The organism is Coleofasciculus sp. G2-EDA-02, from assembly GCF_040226375.1.
Classification (GTDB): Bacteria; Cyanobacteriota; Cyanobacteriia; order Cyanobacteriales; family Coleofasciculaceae; genus Coleofasciculus.
Map to the genome: position 1 here is coordinate 1 of NZ_JAVKEW010000095.1, position 23,275 is coordinate 23,275.

Sequence of the window (23,275 nt, forward strand, 5' to 3'; positions counted from 1 at the left end):
TAGCACTAAAAATACTGTTGGGCGAACAGAAATTAACGCTCAGGGAGAGAAGAACCTCTGCTCAAAGTAAGGAAACTTAGTTTGGGTAAGTTCACTCATTGAACTGAGAATCCCTCGCTTTTAGCGATGGGAGCGTCAAGTGGAATCGGACTGTATACTGGCGTATGTTCGGAGTGCTACACCAGGTCAAGCCTTGCATATGGGAAACTGTCAGCCCTTTCGCCGCGATCGCACCTTATTCATTCACAACGGTTTTATCCAACATTTCCGCCAAACCCTATATCGAGCCATTCGCGATCGCCTGAGTGATGAAATTTATCAATCAATTCACGGTACAACCGATTCTGAGCATATTTTTGCGCTCTTTGTCAATGAAGTCCAAACGGCTCCTGATGCTTCCATAGAGAAAGCCTTGTCACAAACCTTGATCCAGTTGACACAATTAGCCCAATCCGATCAAGTCAGCTTTTCTGCCAATGTGGTTATCAGTGATGGGCATAGCCTAGTTGCCAGTCGCTATGCATTGGATACCAGTGCACCTTCCCTATACTGGTTAAGGGATGATCCCAATTACCCTAACGCTGTCATGATTGCCTCTGAACCCTTGTTTGCTGGAAATTGGCACAGTTTCCCAACCAATAGCCTCCTAGTGGTTAAAGAGGATTTGGAGGTTCACATCAATCGACTCTAAACACTGATAACGTCGTGGAACTTAACAAATTCCCCAGGATGCCAATGCACCGCCATTTCAATGCCGTTGCCGTTTGTGCTATTCTAAGAATACCTACCATCTCATTTTTCTCAACCCAGCGCTCTCTCACGCTCGGGTTTTTCTAGATGTATAACTGAGTCGAATAGGCATAGCTTGAGTTCTATAACTTAGCTCTTAAGATTAGCTGAAGATAAGTTCAGGGTACTTTTTTCACGGCTTCACTCTCTTTTAACAGGATGACGGAATCCTCTGATTGGGCAAAATTCCGCCATTCTAGATGCCTTCACTTTTAGCCTCATACCCCAGGTTTATTCCTTTATCAATGGATAATTAATAATTGATAATTGACAATTGATTAATTGGGTCTAAGACCTCTTCGTTTACGAAGAAATTAAAAAAGATTTTCCTTCATTTCAATCCTCTTCTTTTAAGGAGAGGTCATTATCCATTGTTCATTATCCATTGTCAATTTGTGAACTTACCGTGCCGAAGACAACTTTTCACTTAGCCACGCCAATCGGGAAATTGACCCTGGAGACAGGCAGCGATTTCATCATTCCAGTCATCTTCTATTTTCGTAATCCACGCCTCAAACTTATCCTCAGTTCCGGCTTTGAACATTTTGTACCGCAGTTTTAACGACAATTTATCCCAGCGCACAGATTGGCTATGAGAGAATCTGCAATAAGTCATTCTTAATCTCCCGATAATTATTAGTTAACTCAAAACCACTGATTTTCTAAACTTCTTTTAACAAATATATTGAATTGTAAAGAAAAAATCTAGGCGTTCAATAACACAACTCAGGTGATGATTCAATAGACGATTGGTGATACTGTATAGTATCAATAAGTAATTTCAATGAACCTTCAGCGTGACCAGACAAAAGCCCTTGAGTGAGCGAGGTCACAGTTTCTTACCCCGCCCCTCTACCGGATCAACTGAAAACTTTTTGAGCAACTGAATCAACTCAACTGTAAGATCATCAAGTAGCTCAGTGGTAAGAGAGTCTAAAAACAGTTAACGGCGGTTAACGGAGTCTGAAGAGAATGGAACAACATCAGAAATCGACGGTTGTGATTACGGGTGCCTCATCAGGGGTTGGTTTGTATGCTGCCAAAGCCCTGGCGCAAAGGGGAACATGGCATGTCGTGATGGCGTGTCGGAATTTAGAGAAAGCCCAGAACGCGGCTCAAGAGGTAGGTATCCCCCAGGATAGCTACACAATTATGCCGATTGACTTGGGTAGCTTAGAGAGCGTGCGCCAGTTTGTGACCAAATTCCGGGAAAGTGGCAAGTCTCTAGATGCTTTGGTGTGCAACGCCGCCATTTATATGCCTTTAATAAAGGAACCCCAGCGCTCGCCAGAAGGGTATGAATTAACCGTTGCTACAAATCACCTGGGACATTTCCTCCTGTGCCACCTGATGCTAGAGGATTTGAAGCATTCCTCGGCTTCGTCTCCCCGGCTGGTGATTTTGGGAACGGTAACCCACAATCCCGATGAATTGGGTGGGAAGATTCCACCGCGTCCAGATTTAGGGGAACTCAAAGGCTTTGAAACAGGATTCAAAGAACCTCACTCTATGATTGACGGCAAAAAGTTTGAACCCGTCAAAGCCTACAAAGACAGCAAAGTCTGTAATCTGCTGACGATGCGAGAACTGCATCGGCGCTATCACGAGTCAACAGGTATCGTTTTCAGTTCCCTTTATCCAGGATGTGTCGCCGATACACCCCTGTTCCGAAATCACTATCCTCTGTTTCAGAAACTCTTTCCCTTGTTCCAGAAACACATCACTGGGGGGTACGTATCCCAGGAGTTAGCAGGCGAACGGGTTGCTGCCGTCGTTGCCGATCCTGAATATAGCCAATCCGGTGTCTATTGGAGTTGGGGGAACCGACAGAAGAAAGAGGGCAAGTCCTTTGTGCAAAGGGTTTCTCCCCAAGCCCGCGATGATGAAAAAGGGGAGAGGATGTGGGAGTTGAGTGCCAAGTTAGTGGGAATCGTTTGAGGAGAGAGGACTAGGGGTTGCCGTTTGTCCTAGCCGCTCTACGTGACATCCTCCCACACCAGAATCTTTGATTTGGTGTGGGCTTCCAATCTTCAAAACTTGGATTTCCTGGTTTTTCCCGTTCGGCTGACGCTCACGGCGGAAGCCTTGCGGGATTTCGACACTTACCTAGACTCATACGAGTACATTTGAGTCCCCGGTACACCGTCTGCACAGGCAGTTTCCATGTTTTCAGTATGTATATTCATAACCGTCAGCCTTATGAATTGTTTTTAAATATTTAGGATGCACATCAAAACTTTTACCTCCTGTAGTTAATTTGAAACTTGGCTTAAATCGAATAGCAATTCGACCCGTATAGGTTCCCGCATACTTTCCAGTCAGGACATCAGCTTTGACCAAATCACCTGTTTGGAAATTCATGCAAAACTTTTGAGCAGGGGCATGACGAATAGGAAAGCCGTAACGGTCAGTACCGCAGCGCTGCCTTCTGCCATGTCCTTTAGCTTTGACAATCAAAGGTTTGACAGCTTTGAGAAGCAATCGCTCTGGCGTAGATGCCCCTACACAGACAGCATCTGTCCAATGGTGCTTTTCAATCCCTCTGGTTTGTCGGTTGAACTTAGTTCGCCCACCAGAACCAACTTCTACAGGTAAGCCAGTTGATTGAATTCTTCTGTACAACTCCCAACGAGTAGCGTTGACAGCCGCTCCCTTTGTTCAATAATTCTCTCGCCCGTGCTGGATGACAAGGGTCAAGAGGTTTCAAGTTTTTGTCTAGAACGAAAACGCGCATTACTGCACCTCTCATTACTGGTTAGGTTTGCCTCGTCTTTGATATCTCGGCTTTTTGCGCTCAACACACGGCTCGTCAACCCGTACTTGCTGGTTAATGTTGAACAACAGAGCTACAAACTGGCTTAAGTTGGCTAGACACGCATTCGTAGGTGTTGTGACCAAGATATCGATTACCCTCAAAAAGCCGTTGATTGAGGGAGACTGGTCAACGTAGGACTCACTCAAAAGAAGCGAACGCTATACCCCTAAGGGGTTAGCGGCGGGTCGTTGACAATTAGATAACTATCGGGAAAGTCGGCATTGAAATAATACAGTGTATTACGAAAGCGTTGACAATAGTTGTATTCTTCTTTACCATAGTTAGTATTCCTTCTAAAAAAGGTTACTAGGACGTATTACAAGCAATGGAATTTGCTCTCACAGCAAGAAGAAAATCCCATTGCTGCTGACGATTGATGTTGACGACATTGATCTAGGGAGCATTTACCAAAAAAGCCGTTAGGTTTTTTAAGCTTTGTTTGTTTAAGCTAGACAAAGCTTTGTGCAACGGCAAAACCTGTATTGATGGAGCTATTGGTTGAAAGAGATGGCTCTACCCGAACAGGTATTGGTAAGTGAAACGTTAGTGATAGCAGATGAATGTTAGGGTGCATTTTCAGGTTCATGTGACGTGTTTGATAAGGGTCTTTATTTAAATAACGCCACTGATAGTAAGAATGCGCGATCGCAACTCATTCTCTTTCAACAAGAGATAGCGATCGCGCTTTTTTACGGTTACACTTCCAGGATTGGAGGTTGAGTCGTACTTGCCACTCGTATAACCCGACAGGGATTTCCGGCGGCAATAACATTGGCAGGAATATTGTTGGTAACAACGCTACCGGCACCAATAGTCGTATTATCGCCAATCGTGACACCTGGACAAATAATTGCACCGCCACCAATCCAAACATTATTACCAATATTAATCGGTCTGGCGAGTTCGCGTCCGGTTAGTCTTTGGGTTGGATCAGTAGGATGATAGGCTGTATAAATCTGCACATAAGGTCCACATAACAGATTATCGCCTAAATGAACCGTATTACAGTCGAGAATCACACAACCATAGTTCATATAGAGATTATCGCCGACATAGATATTACTGCCATAGTCACAGTAAAAGGGAGGACTAATTTGAGGATTAGATCCCAGCTTGCCAAATAAGTCCTGTAAAAGTTGCGATCGCGTCTCTACTTCGTCTTCCATTGTGGAGTTGTACAAGCGCGTCAGTTGACAGGCTCGATTATGTAATGCTTTTAATTCAGGGTCAGATGCTAGATATAGCTCTCCTGCTAACATCCTCTGTTTTTCACTCATCTGCCTCATCAAAGCAATATCCTGCCAGTTTATCATTGTTTGAGTTTTGTCCGGTTTCTCCACCATTCTTTTGGCGTGGAGACGTCAATAATTATCCAGCGCCCCATTCACTCTGCCATTAAACCCATAAACCTGACGGCTACCCACAAACGGTACCAACTCAACCTCCCGTTCATCTCCCGGTTCAAAGCGCACGGCTGTACCCGCCGGAATATTTAACCGCATCCCCTTGGTTGGCTCTCGGTCAAATGATAGAGCGTCATTCACTTCATAGAAATGGAAATGAGAACCTACCTGAATCGGGCGATCGCCTGTATTCGCTACCGACAGGCGCAAGGTTGGACGCCCCACATTCAGTTCAATCTCTCCCTTTTGGATGATTTGTTCCCCTGGAATCATCGTCTATTTTTAATAAAAACTTACAAAAGTACAAGTAATGTTGATTTAAATGACAGCAAATACTCCCAGTGCTGCATCTAATGCCCAAACAAGCATCAGAAATGAGGGAGTTTAACGTCACTTTTGATCAAGTCTTGAACTATCGCTGTCACGCTAATAGTCAATCACTTTCCTGACAGCTTAACCAAACCAATTCCGCCAAAGTAAAGACCGATGACAGCACCAGCGAGTAAGCTTTGAGTCAGAGGATCAGTGGAGGGAGTTAACACAGCGCCTAAAACCACTGCACCCAAAATAACAACCCGCCAACCAGAAAGCATTTGTGAGGATGAGACAATTCCTAAATTTCCCAAAAGAATCTGAATAATTGGCACTTGAAAGGCTATCCCGGTGCTGAACATGAGTAGCAGCACAAATTCAAAATACCGTTCAATTGACCAAGCTTGCTCAACGACATCAGCACCGTAACTAATAAAGAATTTCAGCGCGGCTGGAATTAAAGCAATGTAGGAAAATGCCAACCCCACGAAAAACAGAACACTAGATCCTAAAACCACAGGTGCAATCAAACGTCGTTCGCGGCGAGTCAGCCCAGGTAAGACAAATTGAATAGTTTGGTACAGAATGAAAGGAGTCGCAACCAGCAAACCACTGTAACCCGCCACTTTCAGGGAAACAAAGAAGTATTCACCGGGAGCCAATTGCAAAAACTTAACGCCTCTAGCGGGGATTTCCAATAACTGGACAATGTATTTAACCGCGACAAAGCAGCCAGTAGCACCAACGGCGACAGCAAGCAGCGAATAGAAAATTCGCCGCCGCAACTCTTCTAAATGATCGAACAGTGACATTTCGGCATCATTGGGAAGTTCGTCGAGGTAGTTGGTTTCACTCGTGTCAGCAGGTTGCTGGGGTAACGTTTCTACGTCAGGCGTCATCAGTTTGCACAGTTGGATTGTAGTTTGTTAACTATTGTACCGATCGCGGGAAGAGGATGCAGGAGTCACCGTCAATCCCACGACTCAAGTCTGAACTTACTCGTCTTGTTCGCTATAGGTGTACACAGGAGTCTCAATGATACGCTCTAGGATGATTAAATAAGCCTAGATGAGGTCTTAGTAATCCAAGATAAGCGTAAGCCGTTGCATTAACCGGATTAAACCAAATCGTCTTTAGTTTTCTAGTTGTGCAGAAGTGAATTGACTAAAAAATCTATATTAAGCTGTATTTTACTAACCAATAACTAAGGACGAATATCAAATTTGATCATACGCTGTTCTAGTTCTTCAATTAATGTATCGACATCTTTACCCACTTGCTCAAAACACACGGGGGGTGGGGATTCGGGTTCAAAATGAATTAATTTAATTTGGTCATTACCAATCCCAATCATTAAAACTTCTTTATCCGGTTGGTGAGCATTCACAATACCTATCATTTCCTGAAGATAGTTATCAACCTTTTGATTCAGTTTTTCCAGCGCCGCTTTGGGACAATAGACAAAATGGGGTTGGGGTTTCAGGTCAATTCCCAAAGTTTCGTCGCTTTCGCCCTTCTCCAGAAATAGTCCCCATGACAGCGCCGCAAGTTCTTTGCTATTTTCTTTGGCAAACTTATTTAGCTTAACTTTCCACTGATCCTCTGGCTTATTCGGCTGAGGTTTACTGAACATGATCATGGTTTACAATTCCCAATGACGTAGCTTGCTTCTCAAGGACAGCGAGTATGACCAATGACGAATGACTTATTTGACCCCAGACTGAACTTGCCAGAGCATCGCATAAAGAGCTTGTTGCTCTAGTAGTTGTTCATGGGTGCCTTGTTCAACTAATTTACCTTTATCCATAACATAAATACAATCGGCATTGCGTACTGTAGACAGGCGATGAGCGATCGCGATCGTTGTCCGGTTTTGGGTAATCTTCTCTAGCGATCGCTGAATAGCGGCTTCTGTCTCGTTATCTACGGCTGAGGTGGCTTCATCGAGGATCAGCACAGGGGGATTTTTTAAGATAGCACGAGCAATTGCCAGTCGCTGCTGCTGTCCACCGGATAACTTTTGTCCTCTCTCCCCAATAATTGTGTCGTATCCTTGGGGGAGTTGGCAGATAAATTCATGGGCTTCAGCAATTTCTGCGGCTGCCGTTACCTCAGATAACGTGGCATCAAAACTACCATAAGTAATATTTTCCCGCACCGTGCCATGAAACAGAAACACATCCTGACTGACTAAACCAATGGCGCGGCGTAAATCAGCTAACTGAAGCTGGCGCAGGTCAATACCATCGAGGGTTATGGTTCCTTCTTGGACTTCATAGAGTCTCAATAATAACTTGACCAGCGTACTTTTCCCCGAACCCGTCGCACCGACAATGGCAATGGTTTTTCCCGCCGGAATATGAAGGGAAAGATTTTCTATCACAGGATGGCGTCCCTGGTAGGAAAAAGTAATATTTTTTAACGCCAACTCACCCCGCACCTGAGTTACAGGCAAAGAAATCTCGCCCGAATGCATAGTAATCGGTGTATCCAACAGATTCATCACCCTGGCTGTAGACGCCATCGCCCGTTGATAGAGATCGAGGGTTTGTCCAAGTCGGGTGAGGGGCCACAGCAAGCGCTGAGTCAGAAATACTAACACGCTATAGGTACCGACGGCTAATCTCCCAGCTACGGCTTCCATACCCCCATAGAGGAGAATTCCGACAAAGCCCAATAAGATGAGGATACGAATTAATGGCACAAATGCCGCAGATAGTGCGATCGCACGACGGTTACTTTGGCTATAGGCTTGGCTTTGGGCGGTGATTCGCTGGATTTCATAAACTTGGGCCGTAAAGCTTTTAATTGTGGTTATTCCTGTCAGATTATTTGCCAATTGCCCATTGAGTAAACTCACCTTTTCCCGCACATCAGCATAACGGGGCGCAAGGCGGCGCTGGAAGGTGATGGAACCCCAGAGAATAAAGGGCATGGGTAGAAGTGCCATCCAAGCCACGCCAGGTGCCAGAATCAAGAAGGTGGCGCCAATAATCACAACGGTTGTGGATACCTGGAGAATTTCATTGGCGCCAACATCAAGAAAGCGTTCCAGTTGGTTGATATCGTCGTTGAGAATAGACATCAACCTGCCCGTACTCCTATCCTCAAAATAAGCTAAGTCGAGGGATTGTAAGTGAGCGTAAGCATCTAAGCGCAAGTCATGCTGAATCGTCTGTGCTAGATTACGCCAGAGTCGGTTGTAGGCATATTCAAAGATGGATTCTAATCCCCAGATGATCAGGCTAAGCAACGCCAGAATCAACAGTTGTGTGAAGATGTCGGTGACGCCGAGTTGGGCGATGAGGGAATCCTCTTGTTGGACAACTACATCCACCGCCGCACCAATTAACGCAGGTGGCGCTAAGTCAAAGATTTTATTCAGAACCGAACATGCGATCGCCTGCCAGATTTGGGTGCGATAGTTATGACCATAGGCAAATAGACGTTTGAGAGGGGACACTGATTGGGAGAGAGGCTCCCTGATTTGGGAGTGCTTCTTTTCTTTTGAACTGGACACGCAGATTACCCTGACTGGACAAAAAGCTGATTCAACTGATATTTTGCACTATAAGGTTAAACGCTCTTTCAGCAAAGGAGGAATTATTAACACAATTGGATACATGGAGATACTCGGAGAAGTTGAATAATAGAGAATGCCCTGTTCTCCGTTAAGAGTTCCCTATTCCCTGTTGCCTATTTTCTTAAAATCCGTAAGATAAGTATATTCACTCAACCGGGTTATATGAAGCTTGTATGAAGCTCAGTCTCATACAGACTTCGGCAACCTCCCATAACCTCGTGTTTTGTTCCGACTGGATTATGATATTTCAGTAAAGATGACGGGTAAGCCTTACCAACTCCCGAAAGGGGTGGCATGATGATTGGTAGGAATCAGGGCATCACCAGTAAGCTATAGGCGATCGCTTCCTTACCCTAAATCACAATTTTTTTGACCACTAAGGGTATTACGAGCAAGCAATGATGATTACTAACGCCAACACCCCGATTATTCCTCCCCGGATTGATTATTGCCTCACCGCGACTGAGCAAGGATGGCAACTGACGGCTTGGGAACCCGCTATTGTGGGAGGAAATAGAGTTAAGCCCTATCTATGGAAGTTTAATTCAGAACTCCAAACCCTACAGGAAGCACATCGGGCGCTTCAGCTCATTCTAGGTGAGGAATAGTTTTTTATTATCCAATCGGCTTTGTGCGACTGTCTGACTGAGTGGGCATTAAGCTCATCCGTTTTGAGTTTATGACCCTAAATGACTGTGATAGACTGATTTGGCTAGATTTGAGGAAGACAGGTTTCAGCTTGTCCTATAGTAAACTTTATTTAGGTTTGATTTCTAGCTCTTTATATCCCGTCGTTTCATCTATTGTTCGCAGAAAGATTAAATTATCGCTGACGCCTATAATAATTTCAGCCGTCGTATAGATAATGCATCCATATAGGAGATGCCCCCCGATTGTTTTCCCTTTTTTATCCGACAGGGCAATGTGTAAATGGATACCATGGATAGACAGAGTGCCAACGAGGGAAACAATCTCGAAACGTCGCTTAAAGGCTTGAGCATAATTTTGACCCGAAAAGCGCAGGGTGGCTTGTTGTAGGCTGCCCACAGCTGTAATCATAAACCCAGCTTCAATCTGGTGCTGTGCGACGAAATGCCTTAAGCTTGTCCTTAAATCATCATTGGGTTTTAAGCGAAGCGCAAAAATTTGCATGGTTTATGATTAGGGCGGCGGCGCTAATTTCAAGTCAGATATATGAGAATTGTAATTACCACCTTTGTGGTATTATTTAGTCTAATAGAATTGTCTCAGTGGGTGAGCCATTTTACCTTGCCCATGCCAGTATTAATTTTGGCAGGAGCTTTACTCGCGATCGCATCTAACTACGGTAAATCTCCCGGTTGGTTTGTCTCTCTACAATCCAGGCAATTCCCAACTAATCAAACTCAGGCTCCCTCTGTGGAGAGTGCCAATCCAGCATCCAAGGCACTTAATCCCTCGTCATCCACACCAATGCCTAAACTGCCTCGTTCGATTTCCTTTACGATTCCTAGCCGTTCATCCGGGGATGGGTAAATGCGGATGGGTTAACTAATATCTAGCCATACCTAGCCATACCTAGCCATGTCTACTCAAACTTCTGTGTGCCCCCTCAGCGCCCCATATTCCGTTTCATTTGATCTAACTCCTCATCGGTTTCCCAGCGCTGAAACTGAGACTCCAACGGATCTACACCTGATCCAATGTTGTAGTTAGAATTCTGGTTCCAAGCTGATGTCTGCCACTGAGATTGAGTTTGGGCTTGAGCGCGGGCAGCTTCTGCAACTCTTGCTTTGGTATGCACTTCATTACGACGGGTTTGAATCTGACGCTGTAATGCTTTAGTCTGAGCAATTCTCTGTTTAACCCCTTCCATCTTGCCCCAGAGTTGATTACCTTGATGTAAAAGCGCGGCTTCTCGCTGTTGAGCGGCTTGGGCTAAATCAAGTCTGCCTTTCGATTGAGCCTTACTCACCCGTTCATGCCAACGCTGAATCTCTTGGGCAACTCCTAATATTTCGTCCTGGAGGCGCTTTTGCTGAAGTTGCAAATCAGCAATCAGTTTCAACGTGTCTTCTTCTTGCTCCCGTAACTGCTCTTCGAGTGCTTGTAACTCTAGATGGGGATTGTTGCGGAGAAATTCATCCAGACGATTTTCCAGAAAGCTATTGAGATCCTCAAATAAACCCACGTCAGACTCCTAATACCCGTGCGCCTCGCTAACATACTATCTCATCCTTTAAGTACAGACACAATCAAAGTTGACTTTTGAGGTGAGATTGGGGAACAGGGAACAGGAACAAGAGATCTAAATGAACTCGCAAGTCACTCTATCGGTAGGCATAAATTTGCAACTTGCCCATAAGTTTCACCCCTTGGGGAGATGATTTTCAGCCTTTAGACAACGATTCTGGCATAAGGACAGGAGAATCTGCCAGGAAACAGGCAGTTGTATTCCAGTCATCGTTAACACAACCGAAACAACGAGGAAGAAGATTATGGTTGAGAGTGTGGGACTAGTAATAGGACTCACGAGTTGGGCAGCTTGGATAGCACAGATACCGATAGAGCCACGACTCGATACCGTCGAAGATGCTGCACTCATCTTTGACGGACCCCAATTTTTTACCACATTAGTCGCTGGTGTAGTCTTAGCGTTTGCTTTCCAGATGCTATTAACGAATCTGGGTGTCGCGTTGGGAATTTCCTTTGCTGGAGGCGGAGACTCATCATCGTCTTCGTCTGATAAGAAGTCATCAGAGACTATGCAGGGGACGATTCGCAAGATTGGTATGGCATTAGGGTTAGGAACATTAATTAGCGTTACCCTAGCGTTATTTTTTGCCTGTCTATTTGCCGTAGAATTAAGCTTGCTGGAGAGTCCCGGCTTGGGTGCGATCGTCGGGTTGGTGATTTGGGCAACTTACTTTTCGTTACTGGTTTGGGTGAGTTCGACAACGGTTGGTTCTTTAATCGGCTCAGTAATTAGTACCGCTACCTCTGGTTTTCAAGCCCTTTTAGGCACCGCCACAGCCGCAATGGGGGGTAATGCAGTCAGAAAAGAAATGGTGCACACTGCAGAAGCAGCGGCGGCGGCGGTACGTCGAGAACTGGGTTCTGCCATTGACCCAGAGACGATTCGCGAGAACCTAGAAGATTATATGCAGTCTATACGACCTCCAGAACTGAATCTGCAAAAGATTCGGACGGAATTAGAAGATTTACTCAATGACCCAAATTTACAAGAGATTGCTGGTAGTGAAAGCCTGCGTGATATTAATCGGCAGACATTTATTGAATTAGTTAGCAGCCGCAGCGATTTAGCCCCACGGGATGTGAATCGGATTGTTGACCAACTCGAAAACGTCTGGAAGAAAACGGTGAATCGGCTGCCTTCTTCTCAAGATGCTATGGCAGAATTTAGGGAGTATCTTCAGTCTGCCACACCGGATCAGCTCGTTAGCGGTGAGTTTACCCAAAAGCTAGATGATTTGATAGCAGAACTCCGCAAGCGCCGCAAAGCCCAAAATCCAGGACCTCTGGCTCAGGCTGCATCCACAGGTTTCCATAGTCTGATTGGATTGGTGATGGGACGCACAGATCTGTCAGACTTTGATGTTGAGAAAATTGTTAGTCAGCTTAAAAGCGTCGGCAGCCAAGTCACTGAACAGGTTGATAAAGTTTCCGCTCAAATCAGTGGTGGTAGTAAGGATGAAGTTTACAGTACCGTGCGAGCAGATGTGGAAAATTACCTGCTCAATAAATATTCTTGGCAAATGCAGCAACCGACGCTGGAGCGGGAATTCCGAGATGTGCTATATGATCCAGAAGCTGACCCAGCAACCATGGTGCAGGAATTAGAGCAGCTAAATCGGTCAGATTTTGCTGATTTGTTGAGACAGCGGGGTGTTTTTACAGAAGAACGGATCAGAGAAATTTCTACCTGGTTGGATATTATTCGCTTAGAAGCATTATCTGTGGCGATCGCAGCCAGAGAACGCGGCGAGGCGATCGCACGGTTAGCCGCGATGGAGCAATATCTCCTCTCTACGCCGAAAGAAGCAATCACTCCTGAGAAAATTCAACTGAATATCAGGGATATTCTCGGTGATCCGGACGCCGATTACGAACACCTGAGCAATCGTCTGGCTCAGTTTGACCGTCGCTTATTTGAGCGGTTGGTCGAGAAACGCCAAGATTTAACGCCTATTGAACAGGAAGCCGTAATCGTTGAGCTGGAAAAAGCCCGCGATCGCGTGTTGGATGCAGCCAGAGAAACCCAAGAGGCGCTTAAGGCAAAAGTTGAAGCTCAGTGGCTGAAAGTTCAGTCTATATTGAGTAACACGGGTAAAGATCAACTGAATCCTCAAGCCATTGAACAGGAACTCAAATTACTCTTGGATGAACCCCAGGTGGGATGGCTACTGCTGCGTAAACGCGCCGAACGCTTTGACCGGGATACGTTGGTACAACTGTTAAGTCAGCGTCAAGATTTGAGTGAAACGCAAATTAACCAAGTTCTTGATCAGGTTGAGGGTACCTGGACTCGTGTTCGCCGCATCCCCCAAAAAATGGTGGATACAACTAAAGAGCAATACGATAAAACCATGTCGGCGATCGCTCAGTATCTGCGGAACACCGGGAAGCCAGAACTCAATCCAGACGGGATTCAGCGTGATTTAACCAGACTGCTGGATAATCCACAGCTTGGAGTCCGTTTAATCACAAATCGGTTAGCTTCAATGGATCGCGATACCCTAGTACAGTTACTCGCCCAACGGGATGATCTGAGTGAACAAGAGGTGAATCAGATCATTGATCAAGTTCTTTCCACCGTTCGCGGCGTAGTCAAAGCCCCCCGACGCTGGGCGCTACGGACTCAGGAAACTGTACAAGATTTTCAAGCCGCATTTGCTGATTATCTGCGTTCTACGGGCAAAGAGGAACTCAATCCTGAAGGAATTAAGCGGGATGTGCAACTGCTGCTGAATGAACCTGGAGCAGGGATGTCAAGTCTGCAAGAACGCCTGTCCCACTTTGATCGCTCGACGCTGGTGGCGCTGTTATCCCAACGGGAGGATATTTCAGAAGAAGATGTGAATCGAATTGTCGATCAAATTGTGAATGTGCGCGACCAAGTGATCACCCAAATCCGAACGGTGCAATATCGCATCCAGTCGGTTATTGATGGTATTTTTGAGCGCATTCGCAACTACTTCAATAATTTAGAGCGTCCTGAGCTGAATTATGATGGCATCAAGCGAGATATCCAGACGTTATTTGATGACCCAGAAGCTGGGTTTGATGCACTGCGCGATCGCTTGTCTCACTTTGATCGGGATACCCTAGTCGCTATTATCAGTTCCCGTGATGATATCTCCGAAGCCGATGCTAATCGGATGATTGACCAGATTGAGCAGGTTCGCACTCGTTTGCTACAACGGACAGAACGTATCCAACAACAAGCTCAAATGCGTCTAGAACAGATCAAGTATCAAGCACAACGCCAAGCCGAAGAAACTCGCAAAGCCGCTGCGATAGCTGCTTGGTGGCTGTTTGCTACGGCGCTGGTTTCGGCGTTGGCTTCCGCAGGTGCAGGGGCTTTAGGTGTTGCTTAAAGAGACGCGCCATGGCGCGTCTCTACGTCAGGGCGCGTCTCCAGGGATTCCCCTGTATCTCTGTTTCTTTCATTTTGTATCTATCTTTGGATAGAAAAGTAATTTATGACTATAGAATGAAGTCTATTTTTGCAGAAGTCGGTAATGTTAGCTGTAGAGTACGGAGAAAGTCAGGAACCCCACGCCTTTAGGCGGGGGCATCGAAATTGCCCATACCTGACCAGCCTAAGACCTACGTGGTCTACGTTATGCCCAAGAGTTAAAGTTCGTACCTACAAATGCGTAGCTAGTTTGTAGCTCTACAACTCCAGCATTAAAAAGGCTTACAGGGTTAAACCAGTGTGTTGGAGATAGTACCGAGGCATAACTTATGCGAAGCTAACATTACCCCGGAAACGGGATGGGCGTAAGCCCAATCAAGCAACCCTTATGCGTACAGATTAAAAGCACGAGTCTGTAATTGCCCAGACTTTCATGTGAACGCAATACATCGAACGTCAGCAAGTCAATCCAAGGCGGTAGGGGTTTCCATTCAAATATGCAGTCGTGTACACAAGGGAAATGGATACCAACAGCTTCTCAAAGGAAGTCCTGTCGGACTGCTGTTTATGTAAGAGGGCGAATTCCTCCCCATACATAAATGACAGGGGTTTCCATTCGCCCCCTTACCAACCCCAATTTCCGATGATAGTTATGAATATGATCAACTTATTAATGGTCATCACTGCCTTCGCGATCGCGATTCTTGTTCTGGCTAAGCCGAATCGCCTGTTCCGCTCAGCTATGATGCTGCTGGGTGTTGTCATCTTTACATTTAATAGTGCTTTTCCTGCCTTAGCCGCACCCCCTCAAGCTGCTGTTGATTCCGCTCAAAACTCCCAACAACAGCAACAAGAAAGGGAGAAGTTGACAACCTCTGCCGTGGGAAGTCAGTATCAAGGAATTGAATATGTTGAATCGAGCAAAGGTGGAAACGAACTGACTGATTCCCAGATTCAAGATAAGATTAAGTCCGATATTTCCGAGAACCTAGTCGCTGGCGTTGCTAGTGGTGCGGTTCGTCTCACCGGAACCGTTAAAGATCAAGCAACGGCTCGTAAGATCGTTGAGAAGGTTAAAGACATTCCTGGTGTTCATGAGATTACCTTCGATTTAGCCCTCGAAGAACTCCCTTCTTAATTAATCAGAAATTAATAAATATTCCGTCAATATCAAACGGAGTTTTTATTGCTTAAATTGGTCTTGTTATCTTCCACAAGACCAATTTTTTATTAGATATAGACAAGAGACGTTCCGCCGGAGGAGTCTCTACCAAATGATACCAAATCCGGGGAACGCTACCCCTGTTATAAACCAGTCCGCGCAGGCGGACGAAAGGCAAGTGTAGCAGCGATTTCAATCGCCTCCTCTTCCATGGGGTAATAAAGGCGGATTTAGTATGATGTGTCTCCCTGACATCAACATCAGAGGCATTTAAAATCCCAATAAAAGATAGGTTTCATTTTCTTGTTGAGTAACGGTTTGTCTCCAGCTCATTTCCGGGGAGACATCTTCAAATAGGATAAATAACTGATTATCAACATTCATGCTATAGATATCAATATACTCCGGTCGATTAGGATTATGGGAACGAGCTACACCTTCGAGCCTAAAATCTTCTGTTTTTCCTGCCAAAACAGCCAATAATATATCGTCTAAACCAATTAACTCTGGAAAACTAACACTCACCAGTTGTCCAACCGTTAACTTTTCGGGAAAATCACAAAAGTTCTTAACCTGCTCAGAAATCTCTCGAATCGTTAAATCTGGATTGAGGATTAAATACTCCATCTGACGCATTGCCACAAACCGTTCCAGAATAGGATTGAGGGTTGATGACGAAGTTTGAAGTTCAGAGAGCTCCTTCAGACGATACCCGAACCCATACACAGTTTCAATAATGTCACCGGCACCCGCTTGGTTAAGCTTGCGTCGTAATCCTTTAACATGTGCCTTAACCGTTTCCCGGTTTGGTGGCTCTCCGAGGGGCCAAAGTTTTTCGATAATATAATCTTGACTAAATATCCGGGTTGGAGATGACATCAACAAATATAAAAGACTGTATTCTTTGGGAGATAGACGCAAGGGCTGTCCCTGACAAGTCACTTCACAAGCACTAGGAGCTAATTCTAACTTTCCCCATTGCAAAGTTGGGGTGCTAGCCTCTCGGTTACGTCTGAGTAATGCCCGGATTCTAGCCGCTAACCCTTCAACGGGACAGGGTTTAATAATATAATCATCAGCGCCCGCATCTAACCCCGCCACCATATCTTGAGTCGCTACTGATGCACTTAATAAAACAATCGGACTGGTATTTCCGGCTTGTCTTAAACGGCGACAAAGGCTAATACTATTCAGATGAGGCAAATTAATATCAAGCAGAATCAGATCATAGTTATAGGCTAAAGCATTATCCAACCCTGTCTCACCGTCATCTGCTAGATCAACAACATAGTTTTGTTGAGTTAACCCTGCCATAATGGTTTTGGCTAAGGTTGGATTATCCTCAACAAATAAAAGTTTCATTGTCTTCCCCCTTTGAACAATAGATGATCCTGAATCTTCCCTTGATACCCCCCTAGTTCTGATGGAGGAAAATCCTCCCCTACCTGAACCTCAGCGTTTCCGACATCGTTTTGGATAATTTTTCAGGAGACACAGAGAGGGGGCATAGGCAGAAAATCTATCAACAGACAGAAGACATTCTGTCCACTGAGACTCCTATTCTGACTTACAGCAAAAGAGTATGGTAAAAAAAGCAAGGGATTGTAATAGATGTTAAACACAGATCCGGCTGATTCTATGTCATTGTCGATGAGTTCCCAAGAGCGTAACCTGCTCAAGCACCTGGTTGACTATTCCTCTATCCAGTCTCTGCCAGAAATTTGGTCGATTGCGGCGCAGCGATTTGGACAAATCATTGCCCTGAGAGATCCCCATGCCCAAACCGAGGTGATCCTAACGTATACCCAGTTGGTGCGCCAGATTCAACAATTCGCGGCGGGGTTACAAACCCTGTTCGATAATCCAGTAATCAAACAGGAACAAGACTCTTCGGATCTTCCTCCCCGTGTAGCATTAATTGCCGATAACAGCCCCCGTTGGCTGATTGCCGATCAGGGGATTATGACGGCTGGGGCGGCAAATGTGGTTCGCAGCGCCCAAGCTGATCCTGATGAACTGCGGTATATCTTAGAACACAGTGGCAGTATTGCTTTAGTTGTCGAAGATACTAAAACACTAACTAAACTCAGACCTTATTTTGACGATTTGCCGATTCAGTTTGTGATCCTACTCTCCGATGAAGAGCCACCTGCTGAAGACAAGCTCAAGGTGCTTAATTTCTCTGAGGTGATGAGTCTGGGGTCAAAAACAACCCTACAACCGATTCAGGCAACCCGTCAAACCCTCGCCACCTTAATGTACACCTCCGGCACCACAGGTAAACCCAAGGGGGTAATGTTAAGTCATGGAAACCTGCTGCATCAAGTCACCACCTTTGGTACCGTCCTTCAACCCAAAGGAGGCGATCGCATCTTGAGTATTTTACCGACTTGGCATGTCTACGAACGCACCGTAGAATACTTCCTCCTCTCCCAAGGCTGTACCCAAATTTACACCACCATTCGCCATGTCAAAGCCGATCTCAAAGCCTTTAAACCCATCTACATGATCGGTGTTCCTCGGCTGTGGGAATCCATTTATGAGGGGGTGCAAAAGCAATTTCGTGAGCAACCGCCGAACAAGCAAAAACTGGTGTCCACCTTACTCGATATCAGTCAGCGCTATATTAAGGCGCGGCGAATCGCTCAAGGGTTAGACTTGAACCAGCTTAATCCTGGTCCTTTAGAACGTATCAGCGCCAGCATCCAAGCCTCACTCCTGTTACCCGCCCATAAATTAGCCGACAAACTAATTTATCAAACTGTGCGGGCGGCAACCGGGGGTCAAATCAAAACCATTATCAGTGGTGGGGGTTCCCTGGCAATGCATTTAGAAAACTTCTTTGAAATTGCCGGGATTGAGATTCTGGTGGGGTATGGACTCACCGAAACCTCTCCTGTGACGAACGTTCGCCGGATGGAACGTAATCTGCGCCGTTCATCCGGATTACCCATGCCCGGAACCCAGATTCGGATTGTTGATCCAGAAAACCGGAAACCCTTACCTCCAGGCGAACGGGGGTTAGTTTTGGTTAAAGGACCCCAAGTAATGCAAGGTTACTATAAAAACCCAGAGGCGACAGCAAAAGCCATTGACTCCGAGGGATGGTTTGATACCGGAGATTTGGGATGGGTTACCCCCAACAATGATTTAGTATTAACGGGACGGGCAAAAGATACAATCGTATTGACCAACGGCGAAAATATCGAGCCGCAACCGATTGAAGATGCCTGTTTGCGAAGTCCTTATATTGAACAGATTATGCTAGTGGGTCAAGATCAGCGATCGCTCGGTGCGTTAATTGTGCCGAACCTAGAAGCCCTGCAACAGTGGGCAGCCGCTGAAAATGTTACCCTAAACTTGCCCAACTCCGATACAGAGGAGAACAGCGAGTCGTTCCGGACGACTATTGAACTCAAAAGTAAAGAGGTGCAGAACCTATTCCGGCAAGAATTGAACCGGGAAGTCAAAAATCGACCAGGTTATCGCCCTGATGATCGGATTGGTCAATTCGTGCTGATTTTAGAACCCTTTTCCATAGAAAATGGCATGATGACTCAAACAATGAAAATCCGGCGACCCGTTGTTACTCAACGATATCACGATATCATTAACGGGATGTTCGCCTGATTGATGGGAAATAGGGTGAAAGAGTCTGCTGGCAAGTTGCCTGTTGATCTTAATCCTCATGCCCCAAACTTTGGGTTATGCTATTACCCGGATTAACCCATATCCTTTTAATGTTTCAGACCTACCGAGAAAGAGCTATATGACTACAGAAGAATCTAAATCAAATCTACTCTTGAAGCGACCGGTTAATATTAAAGCCATTGTCACACCCCGTTGGAAGGAGGAGGTGCAACAACAACTTCAGGGACAAATTAACCAACTTGACTCTCAACTTCAACAGTTAGACATGCAGGGGCAACGGGCGATCGCGGAAATCCAAAAGCAAAGTGTGCAACCTCCAGGTCCTCAAGTCAAGCAGCAAATCGACAGTATTCAACTACAGGTCAATCAAAAGAAAAGTGAGCTACTAGAACAGAAAAACCAGCAACTCCAGCAACTTCAACAGGTACAGATGCTCGAACTTGACCAAGAAGTCAATCAAGGTCAGATTGAAAGCTTCTTCCGCGTCGAAGCCGGAGATAACCTAGTTCGCAAAATGCAGGTCGAAATTCTCCTGCGAGATGGCGTAGTCGAAGAAATTCGCGGCGATATCTAAAGCAGAGGGGCGGGTGCCAAGGGAATCGTGTTTCACTATATGATCATAACCTTTGTTCAAAACCCGCCCTGCCTGTAGAGACGTAGCATGCTACGTCTCTACATTGGGTATCTTGCTATCCTGAAGAGAGTTGCCCTACTATGGCTAATCTGCCCATTCAACGATGAGTGACCAACCGACCCGCATTTGTATTCTCGGTGGAGGCTTTGGGGGGCTTTATACTGCCCTGCGCTTAAGCCAACTCCCTTGGGACAAATTACAGCAGCCAGAAATTATACTCGTTGATCAAAGCGATCGCTTCGTATTTATGCCCCTGCTGTATGAACTCCTCACAGGTGAACTGCAAACCTGGGAAATTGCCCCACCTTTTGAAGAACTCCTGGCAAATACAGGGGTACGCTTTACCCAAGCCACGGTGATGGGTATTGATAGTGAGCAACAGCAGGTACAATTGCAGGATGGTGTAGAGTTTGCTTACGATCGCCTGGTCTTATCCTTAGGCGGAGTTACACCTGTGGAAAGCGTTCCCGGTGTCGCTGAACATGCTATTTCTTTCCGCGCGATCGCAGATGCTTATCGTCTAGAAGAACGGTTACGAATTCTGGAAGAATCCCACAGGGAAAAAATTCGTGTCGCGGTTGTGGGTGGTGGGTACAGTGGGGTAGAACTCGCCTGCAAACTCGCTGAACGCTTAGGAGAACGAGGGCGCCTCCGGTTAATTGAACAGGGTGAGATGATTCTGAAAACCTCTCCCGAATTCAACCGTGAAGCTGCACGGAAGGCTTTAAATGAGCGAGATGTGTGGATTGACCTAGAAACATCAGTAGACTCGATCAGCGCTGACACAATTTCTCTGCTATACAAAGGACAGGTGGATACCATTCCTGTAGATATCGTACTATGGGCAGTTGGCACCACAGTAGCGCCGTTGGTGCGATCGCTCCCCTTTAAACAAAACCACCGGGGTCAGCTGATGATCACCCCAACCCTGCAAGTAGTTGATCATCCAGAACTTTATGCTCTAGGGGATCTCGCCGATTGTCGAGACGCCACAGGTCAACAAGTCCCCAACACCGCTCAATCAGCCTTCCAGCAAGCCGATTACGCCGCTTGGAATATCTGGGCATCCCTGACTGGGCGTCCCTTACTTCCCTTCCGCTACCAGCATTTAGGCGAGATGATGACATTAGGGACAGACAACGCGACACTGACCGGGTTAGGATTAAAACTTGATGGGGTCTTCGCCCACGTAGCACGGCGTCTTGCCTATCTTTATCGTATGCCCACCCTAGACCATCAGCTCAAAGTTGGTTTAAATTGGATGGCACAACCTTTATTAAATCTGCTCAAAGATGAGGGTATGTAGGGGCGGGTTTATGAATTTTCGTTTCCCGGTTGACGATAATGTTTTTTCAAAACCCGCCCTGATTAAATGTTGTGTAGGGGCGGGTTTAACTACTATCGTTTTTTACCTCACAAAGGATGCAACTAAACCCGCCCTGACTATTTGACAAATGACAAATGACGAATGACAAATAACAAATGACCAATCCAAAAGTCATTTTACTAGATGCCGTCGGTACATTGTTTGGGGTGCGCGGGAGTGTGGGTCAGGTTTACAGCCGCGTAGCTCGTCAGTTTAACGTCAATGTACCACCAAAACTGGTTAACGATGCCTTTTTTCAAGCCTTTGCTGCGGCTGATCCCTTAGTTTTTCCAGACACAGAATCACAAGAGATTCCTCAGTGTGAATTTGAATGGTGGCGCGTGATTGCCCTTCGCACATTCCAAAAAGTCGGTGTTCTGGAACAGTTTGCCGACTTTACCGATTTTTTTGACCACCTTTACACCCACTTTGCCACAGCCGAACCGTGGTTTATTTATCCGGATGTGATCCCATCCCTGGAGGCGTGGCGGCGGGTTGGTATTCAACTGGGTGTTTTATCCAATTTTGATTCTCGCCTTTACTTAGTATTAAAAGCCCTGAATCTGGATGATTTTTTTAGTTCAATCACCATTTCCACAGAAGCGGGGGCGGCTAAACCTGATCCCAAAATTTTTACCCAGGCTTTACATAAACATGGATGTGAACCTTCACAAGCATGGCACATTGGTGATAGTTTGCGGGAGGATTATCAGGGGGCTAAAGCGGCGGGATTGAGAGCGATTTGGTTGGAGCGTTCCGAGGATATGGTTGAGATTTAATCGTCATTAGTAATTAGTCATTTGTCATTCATCATTTGTCAGGGCGGGTTTAGTCACATTTAGGTGACAAAAAATGTTAGTAGTCAAACCCGCCCCTACCAACCAGGTGTATATAGATCGCATAAAGTTTAACGTCATCCACAATGGCAATGACCGATTCTCGAATTATTACCTATAGTCCCGCTTACACCCTGGTGCCTACATACGAATGCTTTAACCGTTGTAGCTATTGTAACTTTCGCGCAAATCCGGGTCAAAGTCCATGGTTGACTTTAACAGAGGCTGGTGAGCGCTTAAAACAGCTTCAACCTCAGGGAATTTGTGAAATCCTCATCCTCAGTGGTGAGGTGCATCCCCACTCACCACGCCGTCAAGCTTGGTTCCAACGGATTTATGATCTATGTGAACTCGCTTTATCTATGGGATTTCTCCCCCATACTAATGTAGGACCGTTGCAGTTTGAGGAGATGCGATCGCTAAAATCGGTGAATGTTTCAATGGGGTTAATGCTGGAGGAGATAACACCTCAACTCCAGCAAACCGTTCACCGTCATGCTCCGAGTAAGATACCACAGGTGCGGCTACAACAACTGGTTTGGGCGGGGGAGTTGCAGATCCCGTTTACCACAGGCTTATTGTTGGGTATTGGTGAGACACCTGTTGACTGGTGGGAAACCTTAGATGCGATCGCGCAGCTTCATCATCAGTATGGTCACATCCAAGAAGTTATCTTACAACCCCACAGTCCCGGTCATCAACAAAATTGGCAAGCCCCCGCCTTTGATCCGCATCAGTTACCCCAAGTCATTGCTAAAGCACGTCAAATTTTACCCGCCGATATCACCCTGCAAATTCCGCCCAATTTAATCTCAGATGATCAATGGTTACTCGCTTGTTTAGCAGCAGGGGCGAGAGATTTGGGGGGAATTGGACCCAAAGACGAGGTAAATCCCGATTATCCCCATCCTCACATTCAGCGACTAAAAAATATCGTCGAACCAGCCGGATGGCATCTATCACCACGCTTACCCGTTTACCCGCAGTATAATAATTGGTTGTCCCCACGATTGCAACAAGCCGTTTTGAATATAAGATTTAATGACATCCAACGGGGAAGCGATGTCCTAATTGACAAATGACAAA

General features: G+C 45.8%; 21 protein-coding genes and 1 pseudogene. 11 read left to right on the forward strand and 11 right to left on the reverse strand.

Translation table 11 applies throughout. The annotated features are described in order from the left end of the window. Positions 1 to 139 precede the first annotated feature (139 nt). Positions 140 to 691 carry a class II glutamine amidotransferase gene (locus RLO19_RS10290; RefSeq protein ID WP_446356097.1) on the forward strand — a complete coding sequence of 184 codons (552 nt, stop codon included), beginning with the start codon at positions 140 to 142 and terminating at the stop codon, positions 689 to 691. A 525-nt stretch (positions 692 to 1,216) separates the two neighbouring features. Here the strand turns inward: RLO19_RS10290 and RLO19_RS10295 are convergent. Then, positions 1,217 to 1,405: a hypothetical protein gene (locus RLO19_RS10295; RefSeq protein ID WP_446356099.1), complete on the reverse strand. Its 189-nt coding sequence runs from the start codon at positions 1,403 to 1,405 to the stop codon at positions 1,217 to 1,219. Between the two features lie 356 nt (positions 1,406 to 1,761). Here RLO19_RS10295 and RLO19_RS10300 point away from each other — a divergent pair, with 356 nt between their 5' ends. Then, positions 1,762 to 2,727, forward strand: a complete 966-nt coding sequence (locus RLO19_RS10300; protein WP_446356101.1) for a protochlorophyllide reductase — start codon at positions 1,762 to 1,764, stop codon at positions 2,725 to 2,727. Positions 2,728 to 2,958: 231 nt separating this feature from the next. Here RLO19_RS10300 and RLO19_RS10305 read toward each other — a convergent pair. The 7 genes and pseudogenes from RLO19_RS10305 to RLO19_RS10335 all read right to left on the reverse strand — a co-directional run. After that, positions 2,959 to 3,438: pseudogene (locus RLO19_RS10305) on the reverse strand (RNA-guided endonuclease IscB); the annotation flags it as partial. Continuing rightward, positions 3,350 to 3,538, reverse strand: coding sequence for an RRXRR domain-containing protein (locus RLO19_RS10310; protein WP_446356103.1), 189 nt, complete (start codon positions 3,536 to 3,538; stop codon positions 3,350 to 3,352). The pseudogene RLO19_RS10305 and the gene RLO19_RS10310, both read right to left, overlap by 89 nt. Positions 3,539 to 4,299: 761 nt before the next feature. After that, positions 4,300 to 4,917: a sugar O-acetyltransferase gene (locus tag RLO19_RS10315; protein WP_446356104.1), complete on the reverse strand. Its 618-nt coding sequence runs from the start codon at positions 4,915 to 4,917 to the stop codon at positions 4,300 to 4,302. A 48-nt stretch (positions 4,918 to 4,965) separates the two neighbouring features. After that, a complete protein-coding gene (locus tag RLO19_RS10320) occupies positions 4,966 to 5,280 on the reverse strand; it encodes an urease subunit beta (protein ID WP_446356106.1) in 315 nt (104 codons plus the stop codon). 164 nt (positions 5,281 to 5,444) lie between these two features. Next, positions 5,445 to 6,218, reverse strand: a complete 774-nt coding sequence (gene tatC, locus RLO19_RS10325; protein WP_446335461.1) for a twin-arginine translocase subunit TatC — start codon at positions 6,216 to 6,218, stop codon at positions 5,445 to 5,447. Between the two features lie 305 nt (positions 6,219 to 6,523). Beyond that, positions 6,524 to 6,952, reverse strand: a complete 429-nt coding sequence (ccmS, locus tag RLO19_RS10330) for a beta-carboxysome assembly chaperone CcmS (RefSeq protein WP_446356108.1) — start codon at positions 6,950 to 6,952, stop codon at positions 6,524 to 6,526. Positions 6,953 to 7,024: 72 nt separating this feature from the next. Further along, positions 7,025 to 8,782 carry an ABC transporter ATP-binding protein gene (locus tag RLO19_RS10335; protein ID WP_446356110.1) on the reverse strand — a complete coding sequence of 586 codons (1,758 nt, stop codon included), beginning with the start codon at positions 8,780 to 8,782 and terminating at the stop codon, positions 7,025 to 7,027. A 518-nt stretch (positions 8,783 to 9,300) separates the two neighbouring features. Here RLO19_RS10335 and RLO19_RS10340 point away from each other — a divergent pair. Further along, positions 9,301 to 9,510 carry a hypothetical protein gene (locus tag RLO19_RS10340; protein WP_446335464.1) on the forward strand — a complete coding sequence of 70 codons (210 nt, stop codon included), beginning with the start codon at positions 9,301 to 9,303 and terminating at the stop codon, positions 9,508 to 9,510. A gap of 148 nt (positions 9,511 to 9,658) precedes the next feature. Here the strand turns inward: RLO19_RS10340 and RLO19_RS10345 are convergent, their stop codons facing one another. Beyond that, entirely contained in the window at positions 9,659 to 10,054 is a 396-nt protein-coding gene (locus tag RLO19_RS10345) for a PPC domain-containing DNA-binding protein (protein WP_446356112.1), read from the reverse strand. A 42-nt stretch (positions 10,055 to 10,096) separates the two neighbouring features. Between RLO19_RS10345 and RLO19_RS10350 the strand changes: the two genes are divergently transcribed. Continuing rightward, complete coding sequence (locus RLO19_RS10350; protein ID WP_446356114.1) at positions 10,097 to 10,417, forward strand: hypothetical protein; 321 nt, start codon at positions 10,097 to 10,099, stop codon at positions 10,415 to 10,417. Positions 10,418 to 10,493: 76 nt separating this feature from the next. Here RLO19_RS10350 and RLO19_RS10355 read toward each other — a convergent pair whose 3' ends face one another. Continuing rightward, on the reverse strand, positions 10,494 to 11,072 hold the full coding sequence (locus tag RLO19_RS10355; protein ID WP_446356115.1) for a TIGR04376 family protein: 579 nt from the start codon (positions 11,070 to 11,072) through the stop codon (positions 10,494 to 10,496). Between the two features lie 307 nt (positions 11,073 to 11,379). Between RLO19_RS10355 and RLO19_RS10360 the strand changes: the two genes are divergently transcribed. After that, positions 11,380 to 14,499, forward strand: a complete 3,120-nt coding sequence (locus RLO19_RS10360; RefSeq protein ID WP_446356117.1) for an MFS transporter — start codon at positions 11,380 to 11,382, stop codon at positions 14,497 to 14,499. 693 nt (positions 14,500 to 15,192) lie between these two features. Further along, the gene (locus RLO19_RS10365) at positions 15,193 to 15,678 is read left to right on the forward strand and encodes a BON domain-containing protein (protein WP_446356119.1); all 486 of its coding nucleotides are present in this window, start codon (positions 15,193 to 15,195) and stop codon (positions 15,676 to 15,678) included. A gap of 294 nt (positions 15,679 to 15,972) precedes the next feature. Here RLO19_RS10365 and RLO19_RS10370 read toward each other — a convergent pair whose 3' ends face one another. Beyond that, positions 15,973 to 17,064: a response regulator transcription factor gene (locus RLO19_RS10370; protein WP_446356121.1), complete on the reverse strand. Its 1,092-nt coding sequence runs from the start codon at positions 17,062 to 17,064 to the stop codon at positions 15,973 to 15,975. A gap of 249 nt (positions 17,065 to 17,313) precedes the next feature. Between RLO19_RS10370 and RLO19_RS10375 the strand changes: the two genes are divergently transcribed. From RLO19_RS10375 to cofG, 5 genes are all read left to right on the forward strand, one after another. After that, the gene (locus RLO19_RS10375) at positions 17,314 to 19,332 is read left to right on the forward strand and encodes an AMP-dependent synthetase/ligase (RefSeq protein ID WP_446356122.1); all 2,019 of its coding nucleotides are present in this window, start codon (positions 17,314 to 17,316) and stop codon (positions 19,330 to 19,332) included. Between the two features lie 139 nt (positions 19,333 to 19,471). Next, the gene (locus RLO19_RS10380; protein WP_446335472.1) at positions 19,472 to 19,927 is read left to right on the forward strand and encodes a YlqD family protein; all 456 of its coding nucleotides are present in this window, start codon (positions 19,472 to 19,474) and stop codon (positions 19,925 to 19,927) included. 163 nt (positions 19,928 to 20,090) lie between these two features. After that, entirely contained in the window at positions 20,091 to 21,293 is a 1,203-nt protein-coding gene (locus RLO19_RS10385) for an NAD(P)/FAD-dependent oxidoreductase (RefSeq protein ID WP_446356124.1), read from the forward strand. A gap of 176 nt (positions 21,294 to 21,469) precedes the next feature. Beyond that, the gene (locus RLO19_RS10390; RefSeq protein WP_446356126.1) at positions 21,470 to 22,132 is read left to right on the forward strand and encodes an HAD-IA family hydrolase; all 663 of its coding nucleotides are present in this window, start codon (positions 21,470 to 21,472) and stop codon (positions 22,130 to 22,132) included. A gap of 143 nt (positions 22,133 to 22,275) precedes the next feature. Beyond that, positions 22,276 to 23,271 carry a 7,8-didemethyl-8-hydroxy-5-deazariboflavin synthase subunit CofG gene (gene cofG / locus RLO19_RS10395; RefSeq protein ID WP_446356128.1) on the forward strand — a complete coding sequence of 332 codons (996 nt, stop codon included), beginning with the start codon at positions 22,276 to 22,278 and terminating at the stop codon, positions 23,269 to 23,271. The last annotated feature ends 4 nt before the right edge of the window (positions 23,272 to 23,275 follow it).